This is a genomic window from Pseudomonas sp. WC2 (genome assembly GCF_050586545.1).
Taxonomy (GTDB): domain Bacteria; phylum Pseudomonadota; class Gammaproteobacteria; order Pseudomonadales; family Pseudomonadaceae; genus Aquipseudomonas.
The window spans coordinates 173,604-187,703 of record NZ_JBOBDR010000002.1 but is presented as its reverse complement, the minus strand read 5'-3'; the positions used below and the strand labels follow the sequence as shown (position 1 = coordinate 187,703).

Here is a 14,100-nt window from a genome sequence, read left to right as displayed (position 1 = left end):
ACTACTACAATTTTTTCAACCTGATGCAAGATTGGCAGGTGAGCCATTTATCACCGAGTCGCTTCAAGGCTCTTGGCTTATAGCTTTGTTTGCGGTTGGTATCAGCCGAACACACTATTGGAGTAAAGATATTGTCCAGACTCGCTGAATTTCGCGCAGCTGAAAAGGCCCTTCAGGAACAGCTCAAGCAGCTGGAATCGCTGAAGAACGATGCCGGTCTCAAGAAGGAAATCGAATTCGAAGAAAAGCTCCAGGGGCTGATGAAAACCTACGGCAAAGGCCTTAAGGACATCATCGCCATTCTCGATCCGAACCCGGGCAAGTCGGCCCTGCAGGCGTCTGCTGCACCTAAGACCCGCCGCGCTCGCGTAGTCAAGGTTTACCAGAACCCGCACACCGGCGAACTGATCGAAACCAAAGGTGGCAACCACCGTGGGCTGAAAGCCTGGAAAGAACAATACGGTGCTGCCACCGTTGATTCCTGGTTGCGCGGTTAACTTTGACGTCAACAAAAAAGCCCTGCATCACGCAGGGCTTTTTTGTTGACAATATCTAACAAATGAAATGAATTTCATCGAACAAGTTGAGCCAACCCTGTAACGTCTATGAAGCAGATGCCTAAACAATTTGCTGCTCAATGTTGCAGCAGAAGCTCAATGTTAAACTTTGTACTTAATCCCTTCGAGTATCTAATCTCCGCCGTGGCTAGAGTCGGTAAATTAAAGTTTCAGACTGTTTCTCACAGCGACTATTTCGTCTGCGCTCGCTTTATAAACCTCTGCCTGACCGGCGTAGGAAAGAACATAAGCCTTGTCTGCCTCGACCGCCGCCACCAGCGTTTGCGATAACACATGTCGACCGTTTTCGGTGATCGTGCAAGTCGACTCCAGCGCCGGTAAAGAGCCAAGCGTAGCCGAGTGCACTTTGTTGCAGACACTCTGGTAACCGCCCTGGAAAAAATCTTTCTGAATCGATTTGCGCATCTCCAGCAGCACGCCCTGCAAGTTGACCTGATGGCCCGCCTCAACCTGAGTCATGGTCAACTCCATGACCATCACCTGATTGCCATCGGCGTCATTTTTTACCGCACGCTGACGGGAAACCTGCGGTGACACGTCCGGAAGCGCTTCGACTTCCCAACCTGCCGGCCAAGTGATGCTCGGTTCGTCCGCCACCACAGGGGCCACGATCAGAGACAAAGCAAAAAAAACAAACGGGGATTTAAACAGTCGGATCATTACCGGGCGCACTCGAAGATTGAACGGCAAAGTCTGAGCCCCGCCTGTGCGCAGGGCAAGCCCGCCCTTTCATTTGGCGATGCCGGCAGGCATGCGTATCATTGCGCCCATTCACTCGCCCATAGCTATTGGAGGGCCCATGAGCCTGCAAGAACTGAACACTTTCCCCGGCGTCACCGCCACGCCAGACAGCGCAACCCGCAACTTCGTTTTCAACCACACCATGCTGCGTGTAAAAGACATCACCAAGTCTTTGGACTTTTACACACGCGTGCTGGGTTTCTCGCTGGTTGAAAAGCGCGACTTCGCGGAAGCCGAGTTCAGCCTGTACTTCCTCGCCCTGGTCGACAAAGCCCAGATCCCGGCCGATGCGGCTGCGCGCACCGAGTGGATGAAGTCGATCCCGGGCATTCTGGAACTGACCCACAACCACGGCACCGAAAACGATGCTGAGTTTGCCTATCACAACGGCAACACCGATCCGCGTGGCTTTGGCCACATCTGCATCTCGGTGCCGGACATTGTTGCCGCTTGCGCGCGCTTCGAAGAACTGGGCTGCGACTTCCAGAAGCGCCTGACCGATGGCCGCATGAAAAGCCTGGCGTTCATCAAGGATCCGGATGGTTACTGGGTCGAGATCATTCAGCCAACCCCGCTGTAACTGATTTGGTGTAAGGCATAAAAAACCCGTGATCGCTCACGGGTTTTTTCATTTCTGGCCGGGCGTTTAAGCCGGAGCCGAAGTGCGGATCAAGTGATCAAACGCGCTCAGAGAAGCTTTAGCGCCCTCGCCCACCGCAATCACGATCTGCTTGTACGGCACGGTCGTCACGTCGCCAGCAGCGAAGATGCCCGGGATCGACGTTTCCCCACGATTGTCGACGATGATCTCGCCGCGCGGCGACAGCTCGATGGTGCCTTTGAGCCAATCGGTGTTCGGCAGCAAACCGATCTGCACGAAAATCCCTTCCAGCTCGACCGTGCGCAGTTCGTCAGTGTTGCGGTCCTTGTAACGCAGGCCGTTGACCTTCTCGCCATTACCGGTGACTTCAGTGGTTTGCGCACTGGTGATCACGGTGACGTTCGGCAAGCTGTGCAATTTGCGTTGCAGTACAGCGTCGGCGCGCAGTTGTACGTCGAACTCCAGCAGCGTTACGTGCGACACGATCCCGGCCAGGTCGATGGCTGCTTCAACGCCGGAGTTACCGCCGCCAATCACCGCCACACGCTTGCCTTTGAACAGCGGACCGTCGCAGTGCGGGCAGTAAGCCACGCCTTTGTTGCGGTATTCCTGCTCGCCCGGCACGTTCATTTCACGCCACCGCGCACCAGTCGCCAGAATCACGCTCTTGGCTTTGAGGGTCGCGCCGCTGGCGAAGTGAACTTCGTGCAGCTCGCCGTTTTTGCCAGGGATCAACTTGTCGGCGCGTTGCAGGTTCATGATGTCGACGTCGTATTGTTTGACGTGTTCTTCCAGCGCCGTGGCCAGTTTCGGCCCTTCGGTTTCCTGCACGGAAATGAAGTTCTCGATAGCCATGGTGTCGAGCACCTGACCGCCGAAACGTTCAGCCGCCACACCGGTGCGGATGCCTTTACGCGCCGCATAGATGGCGGCCGAAGCGCCAGCCGGGCCACCGCCGACGACCAGTACGTCAAAGGCCTCTTTAGCGCTGATCTTCTCGGCTTGACGCTCGATGGCGCCGGTGTCGAGTTTGGCGAGGATTTCTTCCAGGCCCATACGGCCCTGACCGAAGTTTTCACCGTTAAGGTAGATGCTCGGCACCGCCATGATCTTGCGATCGTTGACTTCATCCTGGAACAGCGCGCCGTCGATGGCGACGTGGCGGATGTTCGGGTTGAGCACGGCCATCAGGTTCAGTGCCTGGACCACGTCCGGGCAGTTCTGGCAGGACAGCGAGAAGTAGGTCTCGAAGCTGAACTCGCCTTTGAGCGAGCGAATCTGCTCGATCACTTCAACACTGGCTTTGGATGGGTGGCCGCCGACTTGCAGCAAGGCCAGTACCAGCGAGGTGAACTCGTGGCCCATCGGGATGCCGGCGAAACGCAGACTGATGTCAGCGCCTGGACGGTTGATCGAGAACGATGGCTTGCGTGCATCGTCACCGCTGTCGATCAGAGTAATTTGGCTCGAAAGACTGGCAACGTCTTTCAGCAGTTCCAGCATTTCACGGGATTTCGCACCGTCGTCGAGGGAAGCAACGATCTCGATCGGCTGGGTGACCCGTTCCAGGTACGATTTCAACTGGGCTTTAAGATTGGCGTCCAACATACGGGCGATTTCCTTTATTTGAGGCGAAAAAAAGCCCGAGCGAATCTCGCCCGGGCATTTTTATTGGGCGGTGCAGCGTACTTAAGAAGGTGCGGCGTACCGCCCTGAGTTGCGTGTCACAGACTTAGATCTTGCCGACCAGGTCCAGGGACGGAGCCAGAGTGGCTTCGCCTTCTTTCCACTTGGCTGGGCAAACTTCGCCTGGGTGAGCAGCAACGTACTGAGCAGCCTTGATCTTGCGCAGCAGCTCGGAAGCGTCACGGCCAACGCCGCCATCGTTCAGTTCAACGATTTTGATCTGGCCTTCAGGGTTGATCACGAAGGTGCCACGGTCAGCCAGGCCAACTTCTTCGATCAGCACGTCGAAGTTGCGGGAGATGGCGTGGGTCGGGTCGCCGATCATGGTGTATTCGATTTTGCCGATAGCTGGCGAAGTGTTGTGCCAGGCAGCGTGGGCAAAGTGGGTGTCGGTGGAAACGCTGTAGATCTCTACGCCGAGCTTCTGGAAAGCAGCGTAGTTGTCAGCCAGGTCTTCCAGTTCGGTTGGGCAAACGAAGGTGAAGTCGGCTGGGTAGAAGAACACGACCGACCACTTGCCTTTCAGGTCAGCGTCCGAGACTTGAACGAAGTCGCCGTTTTTGAACGCGGTAGCTTTGAACGGTTTTACTTGGCTGTTGATGATAGGCATTGATGACTCTCCGTCAGGGTTGTGAATTCGATGGGTGAATCCTACCCACTCACTCGACGGATGGCTCATTGGCAAACCTGATGCTGCTGATTTGTTTTCGCTATTAGCGGACTGTATTTATAGAAGAAAACGATATCTACGACGAAGCCGGGTTATCCGTAATCCGAGCCATCCCTTGGAATGGGCTGACTTCAACATAGCGCATCGCCGACTTCATATCCTTCCAGCCGACGTAACTCATCAACGATTTCAGGTCCCAACCACTCTGATGCGCCCAAGTGGCGAAGCCGCGACGCAGGGAATGGCTGGTGTAGTTTTCGGCAGCAATCCCTGCGCGCTGCAGTGCCTGGCGCAGCAAAGGGATGATGCTGTTGGCGTGCAAACCCTCCTCATTCAGATTGCCCCAGCGATCGATGCTGCGGAATACCGGGCCGCGCACCAGCGCTGCTTCGGTGACCCAGTCGATGTACGCCTGCACCGGGCACAGCTTTAGCAGCGCCGGCGCTTGATAGGTCTGCCCGAGGTTTTCCCGATCACCTTTGCTGCGCGGCAAATACAAAGTGATGCCTTTGCCGGCGTGCGCTTGCACATGCTCGATCTGCAGGCGGCACAGCTCGTCGCTGCGGAAGCCACGCCAGAATCCCAACAGGATCAGCGCACGATCGCGGTAAGCCTTGAGCAATAGCGGGCGATCCTGCTGCTCTCTCGCGGTTTGCACTTCCTGTTCTAGCCAGTCAATGACGCGCTGCAGATCCTGCAACTGCAGTGGCTCGGCCTGCTTCTCCTGCGCCGGGTGCAATACCCGGATGCCTTTGAACACCTTGCGCACCACTGGCGATTTGGTCGGGTCGGCAAAGCCTTGGCTGTTGTGCCATTGCGCCAGTGCAGAAAGGCGCAGCTTCAGCGTGTTGATCGATAGCTCGCCGGCGTGCGCCACCAGATACCGCGCGACGCTGTCGGCGGTCGCTGGCAAGAACCCGCCCCACTTCACTTCGAAATGCTCGATGGCCGCGCGATAACTACGGCGCGTGTTGTCACGGGTGGCGGCTTGCAGATAGCGATCCAGATCGCTCATGGGCTGTTCTTCTCGCTGGCGTACTGATGAATAGGTGCAGATGCGCATTTTGCCGCCTGACACTGGGTAATACCAGTATATCCCGCGTCTTTTATTCCAAAGGTTTACCTTTATATTCAGGATGGTACACTGCGTACCTTAGTGGCATGTACCACAGTACGAAACCGTAGGAGTTCACATGGCCCGTGGCGGCATTACCAAGGCACTAGTGCAAATCGCGCGCACCGCGATTCTGGCTCGCGGCGAACACCCAAGCATCGATGCAGTACGCATCGAAATGGGCAACACCGGCTCGAAAACCACGATCCATCGCTATCTGAAAGAGCTGGACGACGGCGCTCAGCCGATTGAAGCGTCAGCAGAGCCGATCGACGACGAGTTGACCGCATTGGTCTCGCGCCTCGCTCAGCGCTTGAAGGAACAGGCGCAAGAGCCCATCGAGCAGGCGCGTGAGCAGTTCGAAGAACAACGCGAGGCTTTGGAATCAGAGCTGAAGCAAGTTCGTCAGGCGCTGGAAAAAATCGAGCACGAACACAGCATTCAATGTGCCGCGCTGGAGCGCGAATCCGAAGCACTGAACAACACGCGCTCGATGCTGCAAACCGAACAGACGCGCAACGCCGGGCTTAATCAGGCATTGGCCGACTTTGAATTGCGCCTCCAGGACAAGGATGAGCAGATCCGCTCGCTAGAGGAAAAGCACCTGCACGCACGCGACGCGCTGGAGCACTACCGCAATGCCACGAAAGAGCAGCGCGAGCAGGAGCAGAGCCGTCACGAAAGTCAGGTGCAGCAGATTCAGGCCGAGCTGCGTCAGGCTCAGCAAAGCGCGTTGGTACGTCAGGACGAAATCACCCAACTGCACCGCGACAACGAGCGCCTGCTGACTGAAAATCGTGGCACTCAGCGCGAACTGAGCCTGACGCAGGATCAGCTCAAACAGAGCAATCAGCGGCAGGATCAGTTACTCGAACAGGCCACGCGCGTCGACAGCGAGCGCACCCTCCTCCAGGAACGCCTGCGGGTGGCCACGCTGGAAAGCCAGGCACTCAAACAGAGCGTCGAGGAACAGACGCTAGTCAATCAGGCATTGGAAAAGGAATTAGGCAAAGCTCAGGCGAGCCTGGAAGAAAGCCAGCGTCTGGCGGCTACCGTTGCGGCAGCGCCAGACCCAGGCAAACCGAAGGACGCTTAAGCGCCGACCGGTGTACGCATGGTGACAAACTCTTCGGCGGCCGTCGGGTGCACCCCGATCGTGTCGTCGAAGTCACGCTTGGTCGCGCCAGCCTTCAACGCAATCGCCAAGCCTTGCACGATTTCGCCGGCGTCCGGACCGACCATGTGGCAGCCAAGGACCTTGTCGGTCTTGCCGTCGACCACCAGTTTCATCAGGGTTTTTTCCTGACATTCAGTCAGGGTCAACTTCATCGGTCGGAAGCGGCTTTCGAAGATCACCACATCGTGACCAGCCTCCCGGGCTTCTTCTTCGGTCAAACCGACCGTGCCGATGTTCGGCAGGCTGAACACCGCGGTCGGGATCATCTTGTAATCCACCGGACGGTATTGCTCTGGCTTGAACAGACGACGCGCTACCGCCATGCCCTCAGCCAACGCCACTGGCGTCAGTTGCACACGACCGATAACATCGCCCAGCGCCAGAATTGACGGCTCGCTGGTCTGGTATTGCTCGTCGACTTTGATGAAACCTTTATCGGTGAGCTGCACATCGGTGTTTTCCAGCCCCAGATTGTCGAGCATCGGACGCCGGCCGGTTGCATAAAAAATGCAATCCGCTTCCAGCTCACGACCATCCTTGAGGGTGGCTTTCAAGCTGCCGTCAGCCTGCTTGTCGATACGCGCGATGTCGGCGTTGAATTGCAGATCCAGACCGCGCTTGGTCAGCTCTTCCTGCAAGTGTTTGCGTACCGAGCCGTCGAAGCCGCGAAGGAACAGATCACCGCGATACAACAGCGTGGTGTTCGCGCCGAGGCCGTGGAAGATCCCGGCGAATTCGACCGCGATGTAACCGCCGCCAACCACTAGCACACGCTTAGGCAGTTCCTTGAGGAAAAACGCCTCATTGGAACCGATCGCGTGCTCGCGCCCCGGAATTTCCGGAATCTGCGGCCAGCCACCGGTAGCAATCAGAATATTCTTCGCGGTAAAGCGCTCGCCATTCACCTCAACTTCGTGCGGACCAACGATTTTCGCGTGCGCCTCATGTAGGGTCACGCCGCTGTTGACCAGCAAATTGCGATAGATGCCGTTGAGGCGATCGATCTCGCGATCCTTGTTGGCGATCAGCGTCGCCCAATCGAAATTCGCTTCACCCAGACTCCAGCCGAAACCGGATGCCTGCTCAAAGTCTTCGGCGAAATGCGCGCCGTACACCAACAGCTTCTTCGGCACGCAGCCGACGTTGACACAGGTCCCGCCTAGATAACGGCTCTCGGCCACCGCCACTTTCGCACCGAATCCGGCCGCAAAACGCGCAGCACGCACACCGCCGGAACCGGCACCAATCACATAAAGGTCAAAATCGTAGGCCATGTCTATCTCCTCGGCAGGGGATCAGCATACCTGCCGCCATCCATTGGGCAAGCGCTGCCAAACATATAAGGGCAGAAAATGAAAAAGCCACCCGTAGGTGGCTTTTACATGCAAACCGATCAAGCGCTCTTAGTAAGCCTTGCCAGTCTTATAGAAGTTCTCGAAGCAGAAGTTGGTCGCTTCGATGTAGCCTTCAGCACCACCGCAGTCGAAACGCTTGCCTTTGAACTTGTAGGCCATGACGCAGCCGTTCTGGGCTTGTTTCATCAGGGCGTCGGTGATCTGGATTTCGCCGCCCTTGCCTGGCTCGGTTTGTTCGATCAGGTCGAAGATGTCCGGGGTCAGGATGTAGCGACCGATGATCGCCAGGTTCGACGGTGCGTCTTCCGGCTTTGGCTTCTCGACCATGCTGTGAACGCGGTAGATGTCGTCGCGGATCATCTCGCCAGCGATTACGCCGTACTTGCTGGTTTCCTGCGGGTCGACTTCCTGAATAGCGATGATAGAGCAGCGGAACTGCTTGTACAGCTTGACCATCTGGGTCAGAACGCCGTCGCCGTCGAGGTTGACGCACAGGTCGTCCGCCAGTACCACGGCGAACGGCTCATCACCGATCAGCGGACGGCCGGTCAGGATCGCGTGACCCAGGCCTTTCATTTCGGTCTGACGGGTGTAGGAGAACGAGCACTCGTCGAGCAGTTTGCGGATACCGACCAGGTATTTCTCTTTGTCGGTGCCTTTGATCTGGTTTTCCAGCTCGTAGCTGATGTCGAAGTGGTCTTCCAGAGCGCGCTTGCCACGACCGGTAACGATGGAGATTTCCGTCAGGCCAGCGTCCAGAGCTTCTTCAACGCCGTACTGGATCAGTGGCTTGTTTACCACCGGCAGCATTTCTTTGGGCATGGCTTTAGTCGCTGGCAGGAAGCGAGTACCGTAACCGGCTGCTGGGAACAAGCATTTCTTGATCATATAAGTCCTTGAAAGGGCTGTGTGTACGAGTTTCGGCGCAGTCTAATCAGGCGGCGTGCACCTTACAATGCCCCGCACTGGCTAACCGATGCCATCATAGAGAAATATTCTCGCCGATAGTTCCATCCGCCTTTTTGTGCGGCCAGATCAGCGTAGCTCAAAGACGCCAGCAAACTGCACCACCATACGCTCATCGCCCCCCAATGCGAGCATTTGCCGGTATCATGGCGACTTTGAACCAGCGAACGAGACAGATAGATGGCTGCGGTAAAAATCATCAACGGGTATGTGATCGACAAGAAGGACGGCAAGTGGACGCTGACCACCACCAACGGTGAGCACATTGCTGGCCCTTTCGACAGCGAGCAAATGGCGACTGATGTTGCGTCCGTGTTCACCGACACGCCTTCTTCGTCCAAACGTCGTGGCAAAGATCAGGACTGATCTGTCACAACACGCCTCAGCCCTGCCTTTGCGCAGGGCTTTTTTGTACCCGCGTACAAACAAGTGGCCAATCGCTATAACCTTTTCATCGCCGCGCTGTCAGAGCGTCTAGTCCCCCTTAGCTGAAGACGACATACACCATGAACATGAACAGATGGCTGCCCCTTTTTGCGGTATTGGCACTGAGCGGTTGCGCGACCTCGGAAACCACTTACCTGAACAATGGCGAGCAAGGCCTGAGCATCGATTGCTCCGGCGAAGCGAACTCGTGGGCCACTTGCTACGAAAAAGCCGATGCATCCTGCGCCGGCACTGGCTATCGCATCGTTGGCACTGACGGCACCCCGCAGCCCAAAGAGAGCGACAAAACCCTTGGCGTCGATGTTGGCAACTACAAAAACCGCAGCGTCGTAGTGGTCTGCAAATAAGCCCTACATGTGGATCTCGGCGAACTTGATCCCAAGACCGCGCACGACTTCGATCAGATCGTCGAGACGGTTGAACGACTCGACTTCGTCGTTATCGTCCACCAGAAAATAACTCCGTCCGGCACTCTTCTTGAAAAACACGATCCACTCGCCCGGATTGGCCGGATTCTGAATCACATGGGTGGCCGAGATCAGGCCCTCTACGTGGCGTTCCCGTACTTGCTCTCGCTTCATCGCGACTCCAGAAATGAAAATGCCGTCACAGCATGACTGTGACGGCATCGGTGCTGATAGCGGACAGTCTATCAGCCGGAAATGCACGCATTGGCGGCCTTCTGCACATCCTTGGGGCGCACCGGCACATTCGACATGCGCTCGTGCAGCTTGATGCTGCTCCCGCTGGAGCGATCTTCGATATCAAACACCGCCGCAGGGCCTGAGGACAGTTTGCCTGGAACAATCACCCGGACCCCGTCCTTCTGTGGCTGTACCTGCAACGCGCCGCGGCTGTCGGCGAGTTTTTCGGTCAGGCACTGAGCATACTCATGGGGCTTCTTGCCGGAGATCACATTCATGGTCGGCAACGTTTCGTTGATTTCCGAAACATTGGCACAGCCACCCATCACCAGAACCAACGGCAGACACAACACACCCCACTTCATACAAAACCTCCGTTAAAGACCGTCCGACAGCACAAATGCTGTTTTTCTCCGAGGCCTTTTGCATTTAACCCGCATCCAATCGCGAATATCTGTTCAAAATTGTCAAACCGACGCCCGACGGCCAGATAATAACCCGTCCGGGCTGATAAACTGCGCCAATCGACAAGCTATCGTTTTGATTTTGTAGAAAAAGCCCTTCTGGAGGCGCCCATGAAATTTATTCACCAGCGCGAGCACCTCAACGAAGACGACATCGTCGTCATCCAATGCTCGCAGATGTGCAACATTCGTTTGATGAACGACGCCAACTTCCGCAGCTTCAAGAACGGCGGTCGCCACACCTACCACGGTGGCGCCTTTGATACGTTCCCGGCGCGCATTACCGCGCCGAGCACCGGTTTCTGGAACATTACCATCGACACCGTCAACCGCCGCCCGATCAGCGTGACGCGCAAACCGACGCTGACTCACTCGATCAAGATCATCCGCCGTTCCAGCACCAAACTCAGCTGAGACACTCCGTTCATTCATACAGGAAAGCATGACCGTGGCTCAAACGACCAAATACGTCATCAAGTACAAACTCAATGGTGAACGCCGCTTCGAGTTCGCTGAGTTGGTAAACGGCAGCGAAGAAGAGGCCAAGGCCGAGCTGGACAAGCTGCATGACCAGACCGACGACATCAGCGAAATTGCCGTCAGCAAAGCACTGTAGATCGTCAATCGCCTTCACAGTGGAAATCGGCATACCCTAGGCCCACCTTCCACGATGCGTCGCGACCGTCATGCAACCGAATAATTTTGATCTGTTCGCCGAACACGAACCCGAACAGCAACCGCGTAAAGAGCAGATTGGTGAGCAATCGTGGCTGCTGCGCGGTTTCGCTCTGGGTGTGATCGACCAACTGCTGCCAGCGCTGGACATGATCCTTGCCCAAGCGCCCTTGCGCCACATGATGACACCGGGAGGTTTCAGCATGTCGGTGGGCACCAGCAGTTGCGGCGCGTTGGGCTGGATCACAGATCGCAGCGGCTACCGATATTCCACCGTCGATCCGCTCAGCGGATTGCCGTGGCCGCGGATGCCTGCAGTGTTTTCCGACCTGGCGCGCGCGGCAGCAGCAGATGCGGGTTTTGCTGATTTTGATGCTGATTCCTGCCTGATCAATCGCTATGTCCCCGGTGCCAAGATGTCATTGCATCAGGACAAAGACGAAAAAGCCTACAGCGCGCCGATCGTTTCGCTGTCACTGGGTTTGCCGGCGATGTTTCTTTTCGGCGGCTTCAAGCGGGGCGACAAACAACAGAAAATCCCGTTACTGCATGGTGATATGGTCGTCTGGGGTGGCGTTGACCGCTTGCGCTTTCACGGAGTGCTGCCGATCAAACAAGGACGGCATCCGCGTCTGGGCGAGCAGCGGCTCAACCTGACATTCCGCGTGGCCGGATAACCCGCAAAAGTTTGACCGCAAGGCGCGGAGTGTTGCGATCATCGGCGCTGGTTAACCTGAATCAAACAGGTCAACGGATTCCCCCATCATGAAAACGCTTTCCACGCCATTTACCACCGAAAACGACCCACGCTGGGCGGCGGTGGTCGCACGTGATCCGCAAGCAGACGGGCAATTTGTCTACGCAGTGAAAACCACGGGCATCTACTGCCGGCCAAGCAGCCTGGCGCGTTTGCCAAAACCGCAGAACGTCGAATTTTTCGACACAGCCGAACAGGCCGAGGCGGCGGGCTATCGGCCAAGCAAACGCGCGAGCAAGGATCAAAGCGACGTGGCGGCACAGCACGCCGCCACGGTAGCGATAGCGTGCCGGCAGATTGCCTCCGCCGAAACATTGCCAACGCTGAATGAGCTGGCACAAACCGCCGGGCTCAGCCCCTTCCATTTCCACCGGGTCTTCAAAGCGGCGACGGGGCTTACGCCCAAAGGCTACGCAGCCGCGCAGCGCTCGCGCAAAGTGCGTGAACGTCTCGCCGACGGCGGTTCCGTGACAGATGCGCTGTACGACGCCGGTTTCAATTCCAACAGCCGGTTTTATGAAGCGGCAGATCAGCTATTGGGCATGAAACCTGGCGACTACCGCGCCGCGGGCCAGAACAACGACATCCGTTTCGCTGTCGGCCAGTGCTCGCTCGGTGCGATCCTGGTGGCCCAAAGCGAACGTGGCGTTTGTGCGATCCTGTTGGGCGACGATCCGCATCAACTGGTGTGCGATCTGCAGGATCAGTTTCGCAAGGCCAACCTGATTGGCGCCGACAGTGAGTTTGAACAGCTAATCGCTGAGGTCGTAGGTTTCATCGAATCGCCGGCCATCGGCCTGGATCTGCCACTGGATGTCAGAGGCACGGCATTTCAGGAGCGCGTGTGGCAGGCGTTACGAGAAATCCCGGCGGGCACCACGGCCAGCTACGCCGAGATTGCCCAGCGCATTGGCGCACCGACGTCGATGCGCGCGGTGGCGCAGGCCTGTGGGGCTAACCGCCTGGCCGTGGCCATCCCCTGTCACCGTGTGGTCCGAAGCGACGGTAATCTCTCGGGCTATCGCTGGGGTGTCGAGCGCAAACGTCAACTGCTTGAGCGCGAAACCCAGCCTCAATGAATATCGATGTAGATCGCGAGGGTGATTGTCAGCGATTGACGTCGACCACCACCCTGCCGCGCAGCTGTCCGGCAAGCAGTTTCGGCGCGGCATCGATGGCTTCGCTCAGGGCGATTTCATGGCTGATCAAGTCGAGCAGCGAAAAGTCCAGATCCTTCGCCAGACGATCCCAAGCCTCCAATCGGCGCGCCTTGGGCTGGGTCACGCTGTTGATGCCGGCCAAGGTTACGCCGCGCAAAATAAATGGCGCCACCGAAGCCGGGAAATCCATGCCCTGAGCCAGACCACACGCCGCGACGGTTCCCTCCGCGCGGGTGCTGGCGCAGGCGTTGGCCAGCGTGTGGCTGCCGACCGAGTCGATGACGCCCGCCCAGCGTTCCTTGGCCAGCGGTTTGCCCGGCTCGGACAAGGTCGCGCGATCAATGATTTCGCTGGCACCCAGTTGCTTCAGGTATTCGTGCTCCGCCACTCGTCCCGTCGACGCCACCACGCGATAGCCGAGCTTGCTGAGCAGCGCAATGGCAAAACTGCCGACGCCGCCATTGGCGCCGGTCACCAGGATTTCCCCGTGCTGCGGCGTTACCCCGTTGCGCTCCAATGCCAGAACACAGAGCATTGCCGTGTAACCCGCGGTGCCGACGGCCATGGCCTGAGCGGCGGTAAACGCTTCGGGCAACGGAATCAGCCAGTCACCATTAAGTCGTGCCTTCTGCGCCAGACCGCCCCAATGGTTTTCACCGACACCCCAACCATTAAGCACCACCTGATCGCCCACCTTATAGTCAGGGTGCGCGCTGGTTTCGACCGTCCCGGCCAGATCGATGCCCGGCACCATCGGGAATTTGCGCACCACCGGACTGCTGCCGGTAATCGCCAAACCATCCTTGAAATTCATCGTGCTGTAGGCAACGCGCACCGTTACGTCACCCTCAGGCAACTGATCGTCGTTAAGTGGCTGCACGCTGGCGCGATAACCGCTGTCGTCTTTGTTGATCACAATGGCGTTGAACATGCTGGTCTCCAATGACAGGTTTCAGAATCTCGTGCCCTGAAATACCACATCGCAACACATTGCCACACTCGACTTTCCGCCAATCCGCGAATCGACCGGGTATTTCCATGGCGGGCGACTATGCTTTTTCGACG

At 57.3% G+C, this 14,100-nt stretch carries 18 protein-coding genes; 9 read left to right on the top strand and 9 right to left on the bottom strand.

Going from position 1 to position 14,100, the window contains the following annotated elements; all coding sequences use genetic code 11:
• Nucleotides 1-131 precede the first annotated feature (131 nt).
• Nucleotides 132-497: a histone-like nucleoid-structuring protein, MvaT/MvaU family gene (locus tag ACQ4OE_RS02860; protein ID WP_430945596.1), complete on the top strand. Its 366-nt coding sequence runs from the start codon at nucleotides 132-134 to the stop codon at nucleotides 495-497.
• A 222-nt stretch (nucleotides 498-719) separates the two neighbouring features.
• Here the strand turns inward: ACQ4OE_RS02860 and ACQ4OE_RS02855 are convergent, their stop codons facing one another.
• A complete protein-coding gene (locus ACQ4OE_RS02855; RefSeq protein WP_430945762.1) occupies nucleotides 720-1,238 on the bottom strand; it encodes a DUF4946 domain-containing protein in 519 nt (172 codons plus the stop codon).
• A 139-nt stretch (nucleotides 1,239-1,377) separates the two neighbouring features.
• Between ACQ4OE_RS02855 and gloA the strand changes: the two genes are divergently transcribed.
• Nucleotides 1,378-1,899, top strand: coding sequence for a lactoylglutathione lyase (gene gloA / locus ACQ4OE_RS02850; protein ID WP_430945595.1), 522 nt, complete (start codon nucleotides 1,378-1,380; stop codon nucleotides 1,897-1,899).
• A gap of 66 nt (nucleotides 1,900-1,965) precedes the next feature.
• On the opposite strand, the gene ahpF is transcribed toward gloA, so the two are convergent.
• The 3 genes from ahpF to ACQ4OE_RS02835 all read right to left on the bottom strand — a co-directional run bounded on the left by ahpF (nucleotide 1,966) and on the right by ACQ4OE_RS02835 (nucleotide 5,291).
• Nucleotides 1,966-3,528 (bottom strand): alkyl hydroperoxide reductase subunit F, encoded by a 1,563-nt coding sequence (ahpF, locus tag ACQ4OE_RS02845; protein WP_102901880.1) that lies wholly within the window; start codon nucleotides 3,526-3,528, stop codon nucleotides 1,966-1,968.
• A 124-nt stretch (nucleotides 3,529-3,652) separates the two neighbouring features.
• Nucleotides 3,653-4,216: an alkyl hydroperoxide reductase subunit C gene (gene ahpC, locus ACQ4OE_RS02840; RefSeq protein WP_007912224.1), complete on the bottom strand. Its 564-nt coding sequence runs from the start codon at nucleotides 4,214-4,216 to the stop codon at nucleotides 3,653-3,655.
• A gap of 136 nt (nucleotides 4,217-4,352) precedes the next feature.
• The gene (locus ACQ4OE_RS02835; RefSeq protein ID WP_430945594.1) at nucleotides 4,353-5,291 is read right to left on the bottom strand and encodes a site-specific integrase; all 939 of its coding nucleotides are present in this window, start codon (nucleotides 5,289-5,291) and stop codon (nucleotides 4,353-4,355) included.
• A gap of 178 nt (nucleotides 5,292-5,469) precedes the next feature.
• On the opposite strand from ACQ4OE_RS02835, the gene ACQ4OE_RS02830 reads away from it, so the two are divergent.
• Complete coding sequence (locus ACQ4OE_RS02830; RefSeq protein WP_430945593.1) at nucleotides 5,470-6,486, top strand: DNA-binding protein; 1,017 nt, start codon at nucleotides 5,470-5,472, stop codon at nucleotides 6,484-6,486.
• On the opposite strand, the gene gorA is transcribed toward ACQ4OE_RS02830, so the two are convergent.
• The gene (gene gorA, locus ACQ4OE_RS02825) at nucleotides 6,483-7,841 is read right to left on the bottom strand and encodes a glutathione-disulfide reductase (protein ID WP_430945592.1); all 1,359 of its coding nucleotides are present in this window, start codon (nucleotides 7,839-7,841) and stop codon (nucleotides 6,483-6,485) included. The two genes, ACQ4OE_RS02830 and gorA, sit on opposite strands and share 4 nt — an antisense overlap.
• Before the next feature lie 129 nt (nucleotides 7,842-7,970).
• Complete coding sequence (gene galU, locus ACQ4OE_RS02820) at nucleotides 7,971-8,810, bottom strand: UTP--glucose-1-phosphate uridylyltransferase GalU (protein WP_053120371.1); 840 nt, start codon at nucleotides 8,808-8,810, stop codon at nucleotides 7,971-7,973.
• 258 nt (nucleotides 8,811-9,068) lie between these two features.
• Here galU and ACQ4OE_RS02815 point away from each other — a divergent pair, with 258 nt between their 5' ends.
• The gene (locus tag ACQ4OE_RS02815) at nucleotides 9,069-9,254 is read left to right on the top strand and encodes a hypothetical protein (protein ID WP_122590968.1); all 186 of its coding nucleotides are present in this window, start codon (nucleotides 9,069-9,071) and stop codon (nucleotides 9,252-9,254) included.
• A 146-nt stretch (nucleotides 9,255-9,400) separates the two neighbouring features.
• A complete protein-coding gene (locus tag ACQ4OE_RS02810) occupies nucleotides 9,401-9,682 on the top strand; it encodes a hypothetical protein (protein ID WP_430945761.1) in 282 nt (93 codons plus the stop codon).
• Between the two features lie 3 nt (nucleotides 9,683-9,685).
• Here the strand turns inward: ACQ4OE_RS02810 and ACQ4OE_RS02805 are convergent, their stop codons facing one another.
• Nucleotides 9,686-9,916 (bottom strand): hypothetical protein, encoded by a 231-nt coding sequence (locus ACQ4OE_RS02805; protein ID WP_008082673.1) that lies wholly within the window; start codon nucleotides 9,914-9,916, stop codon nucleotides 9,686-9,688.
• Between the two features lie 71 nt (nucleotides 9,917-9,987).
• Nucleotides 9,988-10,344 (bottom strand): hypothetical protein, encoded by a 357-nt coding sequence (locus ACQ4OE_RS02800; protein WP_122590965.1) that lies wholly within the window; start codon nucleotides 10,342-10,344, stop codon nucleotides 9,988-9,990.
• A gap of 210 nt (nucleotides 10,345-10,554) precedes the next feature.
• Here ACQ4OE_RS02800 and ACQ4OE_RS02795 point away from each other — a divergent pair, with 210 nt between their 5' ends.
• From ACQ4OE_RS02795 to ada, 4 genes are all read left to right on the top strand, one after another.
• Nucleotides 10,555-10,857 (top strand): DUF1883 domain-containing protein, encoded by a 303-nt coding sequence (locus tag ACQ4OE_RS02795; RefSeq protein ID WP_016984992.1) that lies wholly within the window; start codon nucleotides 10,555-10,557, stop codon nucleotides 10,855-10,857.
• 34 nt (nucleotides 10,858-10,891) lie between these two features.
• On the top strand, nucleotides 10,892-11,059 hold the full coding sequence (locus ACQ4OE_RS02790; protein WP_430945768.1) for a hypothetical protein: 168 nt from the start codon (nucleotides 10,892-10,894) through the stop codon (nucleotides 11,057-11,059).
• A gap of 70 nt (nucleotides 11,060-11,129) precedes the next feature.
• On the top strand, nucleotides 11,130-11,795 hold the full coding sequence (gene alkB, locus ACQ4OE_RS02785; protein WP_430945591.1) for a DNA oxidative demethylase AlkB: 666 nt from the start codon (nucleotides 11,130-11,132) through the stop codon (nucleotides 11,793-11,795).
• Nucleotides 11,796-11,883: 88 nt separating this feature from the next.
• The gene (gene ada, locus ACQ4OE_RS02780; RefSeq protein ID WP_430945590.1) at nucleotides 11,884-12,954 is read left to right on the top strand and encodes a bifunctional DNA-binding transcriptional regulator/O6-methylguanine-DNA methyltransferase Ada; all 1,071 of its coding nucleotides are present in this window, start codon (nucleotides 11,884-11,886) and stop codon (nucleotides 12,952-12,954) included.
• A gap of 28 nt (nucleotides 12,955-12,982) precedes the next feature.
• Here the strand turns inward: ada and ACQ4OE_RS02775 are convergent, their stop codons facing one another.
• The gene (locus ACQ4OE_RS02775; RefSeq protein WP_430945589.1) at nucleotides 12,983-13,966 is read right to left on the bottom strand and encodes an MDR family oxidoreductase; all 984 of its coding nucleotides are present in this window, start codon (nucleotides 13,964-13,966) and stop codon (nucleotides 12,983-12,985) included.
• Between the last annotated feature and the right edge of the window lie 134 nt (nucleotides 13,967-14,100).

What these genes read in the sequence shown, in the direction of transcription:
- ahpC (WP_007912224.1), bottom strand. Translation starts at nt 4,216, where the DNA reads ATGCCTATCATCAACAGCCAAGTAAAACCGTTCAAAGCTACCGCGTTC.
- ACQ4OE_RS02830 (WP_430945593.1), top strand. Translation starts at nt 5,470, where the DNA reads ATGGCCCGTGGCGGCATTACCAAGGCACTAGTGCAAATCGCGCGCACC.
- ACQ4OE_RS02800 (WP_122590965.1), bottom strand. Translation starts at nt 10,344, where the DNA reads ATGAAGTGGGGTGTGTTGTGTCTGCCGTTGGTTCTGGTGATGGGTGGC.
- gorA (WP_430945592.1), bottom strand. Translation starts at nt 7,841, where the DNA reads ATGGCCTACGATTTTGACCTTTATGTGATTGGTGCCGGTTCCGGCGGT.
- ACQ4OE_RS02815 (WP_122590968.1), top strand. Translation starts at nt 9,069, where the DNA reads ATGGCTGCGGTAAAAATCATCAACGGGTATGTGATCGACAAGAAGGAC.
- ACQ4OE_RS02855 (WP_430945762.1), bottom strand. Translation starts at nt 1,238, where the DNA reads ATGATCCGACTGTTTAAATCCCCGTTTGTTTTTTTTGCTTTGTCTCTG.
- galU (WP_053120371.1), bottom strand. Translation starts at nt 8,810, where the DNA reads ATGATCAAGAAATGCTTGTTCCCAGCAGCCGGTTACGGTACTCGCTTC.
- ACQ4OE_RS02805 (WP_008082673.1), bottom strand. Translation starts at nt 9,916, where the DNA reads ATGAAGCGAGAGCAAGTACGGGAACGCCACGTAGAGGGCCTGATCTCG.
- ACQ4OE_RS02810 (WP_430945761.1), top strand. Translation starts at nt 9,401, where the DNA reads ATGAACAGATGGCTGCCCCTTTTTGCGGTATTGGCACTGAGCGGTTGC.
- alkB (WP_430945591.1), top strand. Translation starts at nt 11,130, where the DNA reads ATGCAACCGAATAATTTTGATCTGTTCGCCGAACACGAACCCGAACAG.
- ACQ4OE_RS02795 (WP_016984992.1), top strand. Translation starts at nt 10,555, where the DNA reads ATGAAATTTATTCACCAGCGCGAGCACCTCAACGAAGACGACATCGTC.
- gloA (WP_430945595.1), top strand. Translation starts at nt 1,378, where the DNA reads ATGAGCCTGCAAGAACTGAACACTTTCCCCGGCGTCACCGCCACGCCA.
- ada (WP_430945590.1), top strand. Translation starts at nt 11,884, where the DNA reads ATGAAAACGCTTTCCACGCCATTTACCACCGAAAACGACCCACGCTGG.
- ahpF (WP_102901880.1), bottom strand. Translation starts at nt 3,528, where the DNA reads ATGTTGGACGCCAATCTTAAAGCCCAGTTGAAATCGTACCTGGAACGG.
- ACQ4OE_RS02835 (WP_430945594.1), bottom strand. Translation starts at nt 5,291, where the DNA reads ATGAGCGATCTGGATCGCTATCTGCAAGCCGCCACCCGTGACAACACG.
- ACQ4OE_RS02775 (WP_430945589.1), bottom strand. Translation starts at nt 13,966, where the DNA reads ATGTTCAACGCCATTGTGATCAACAAAGACGACAGCGGTTATCGCGCC.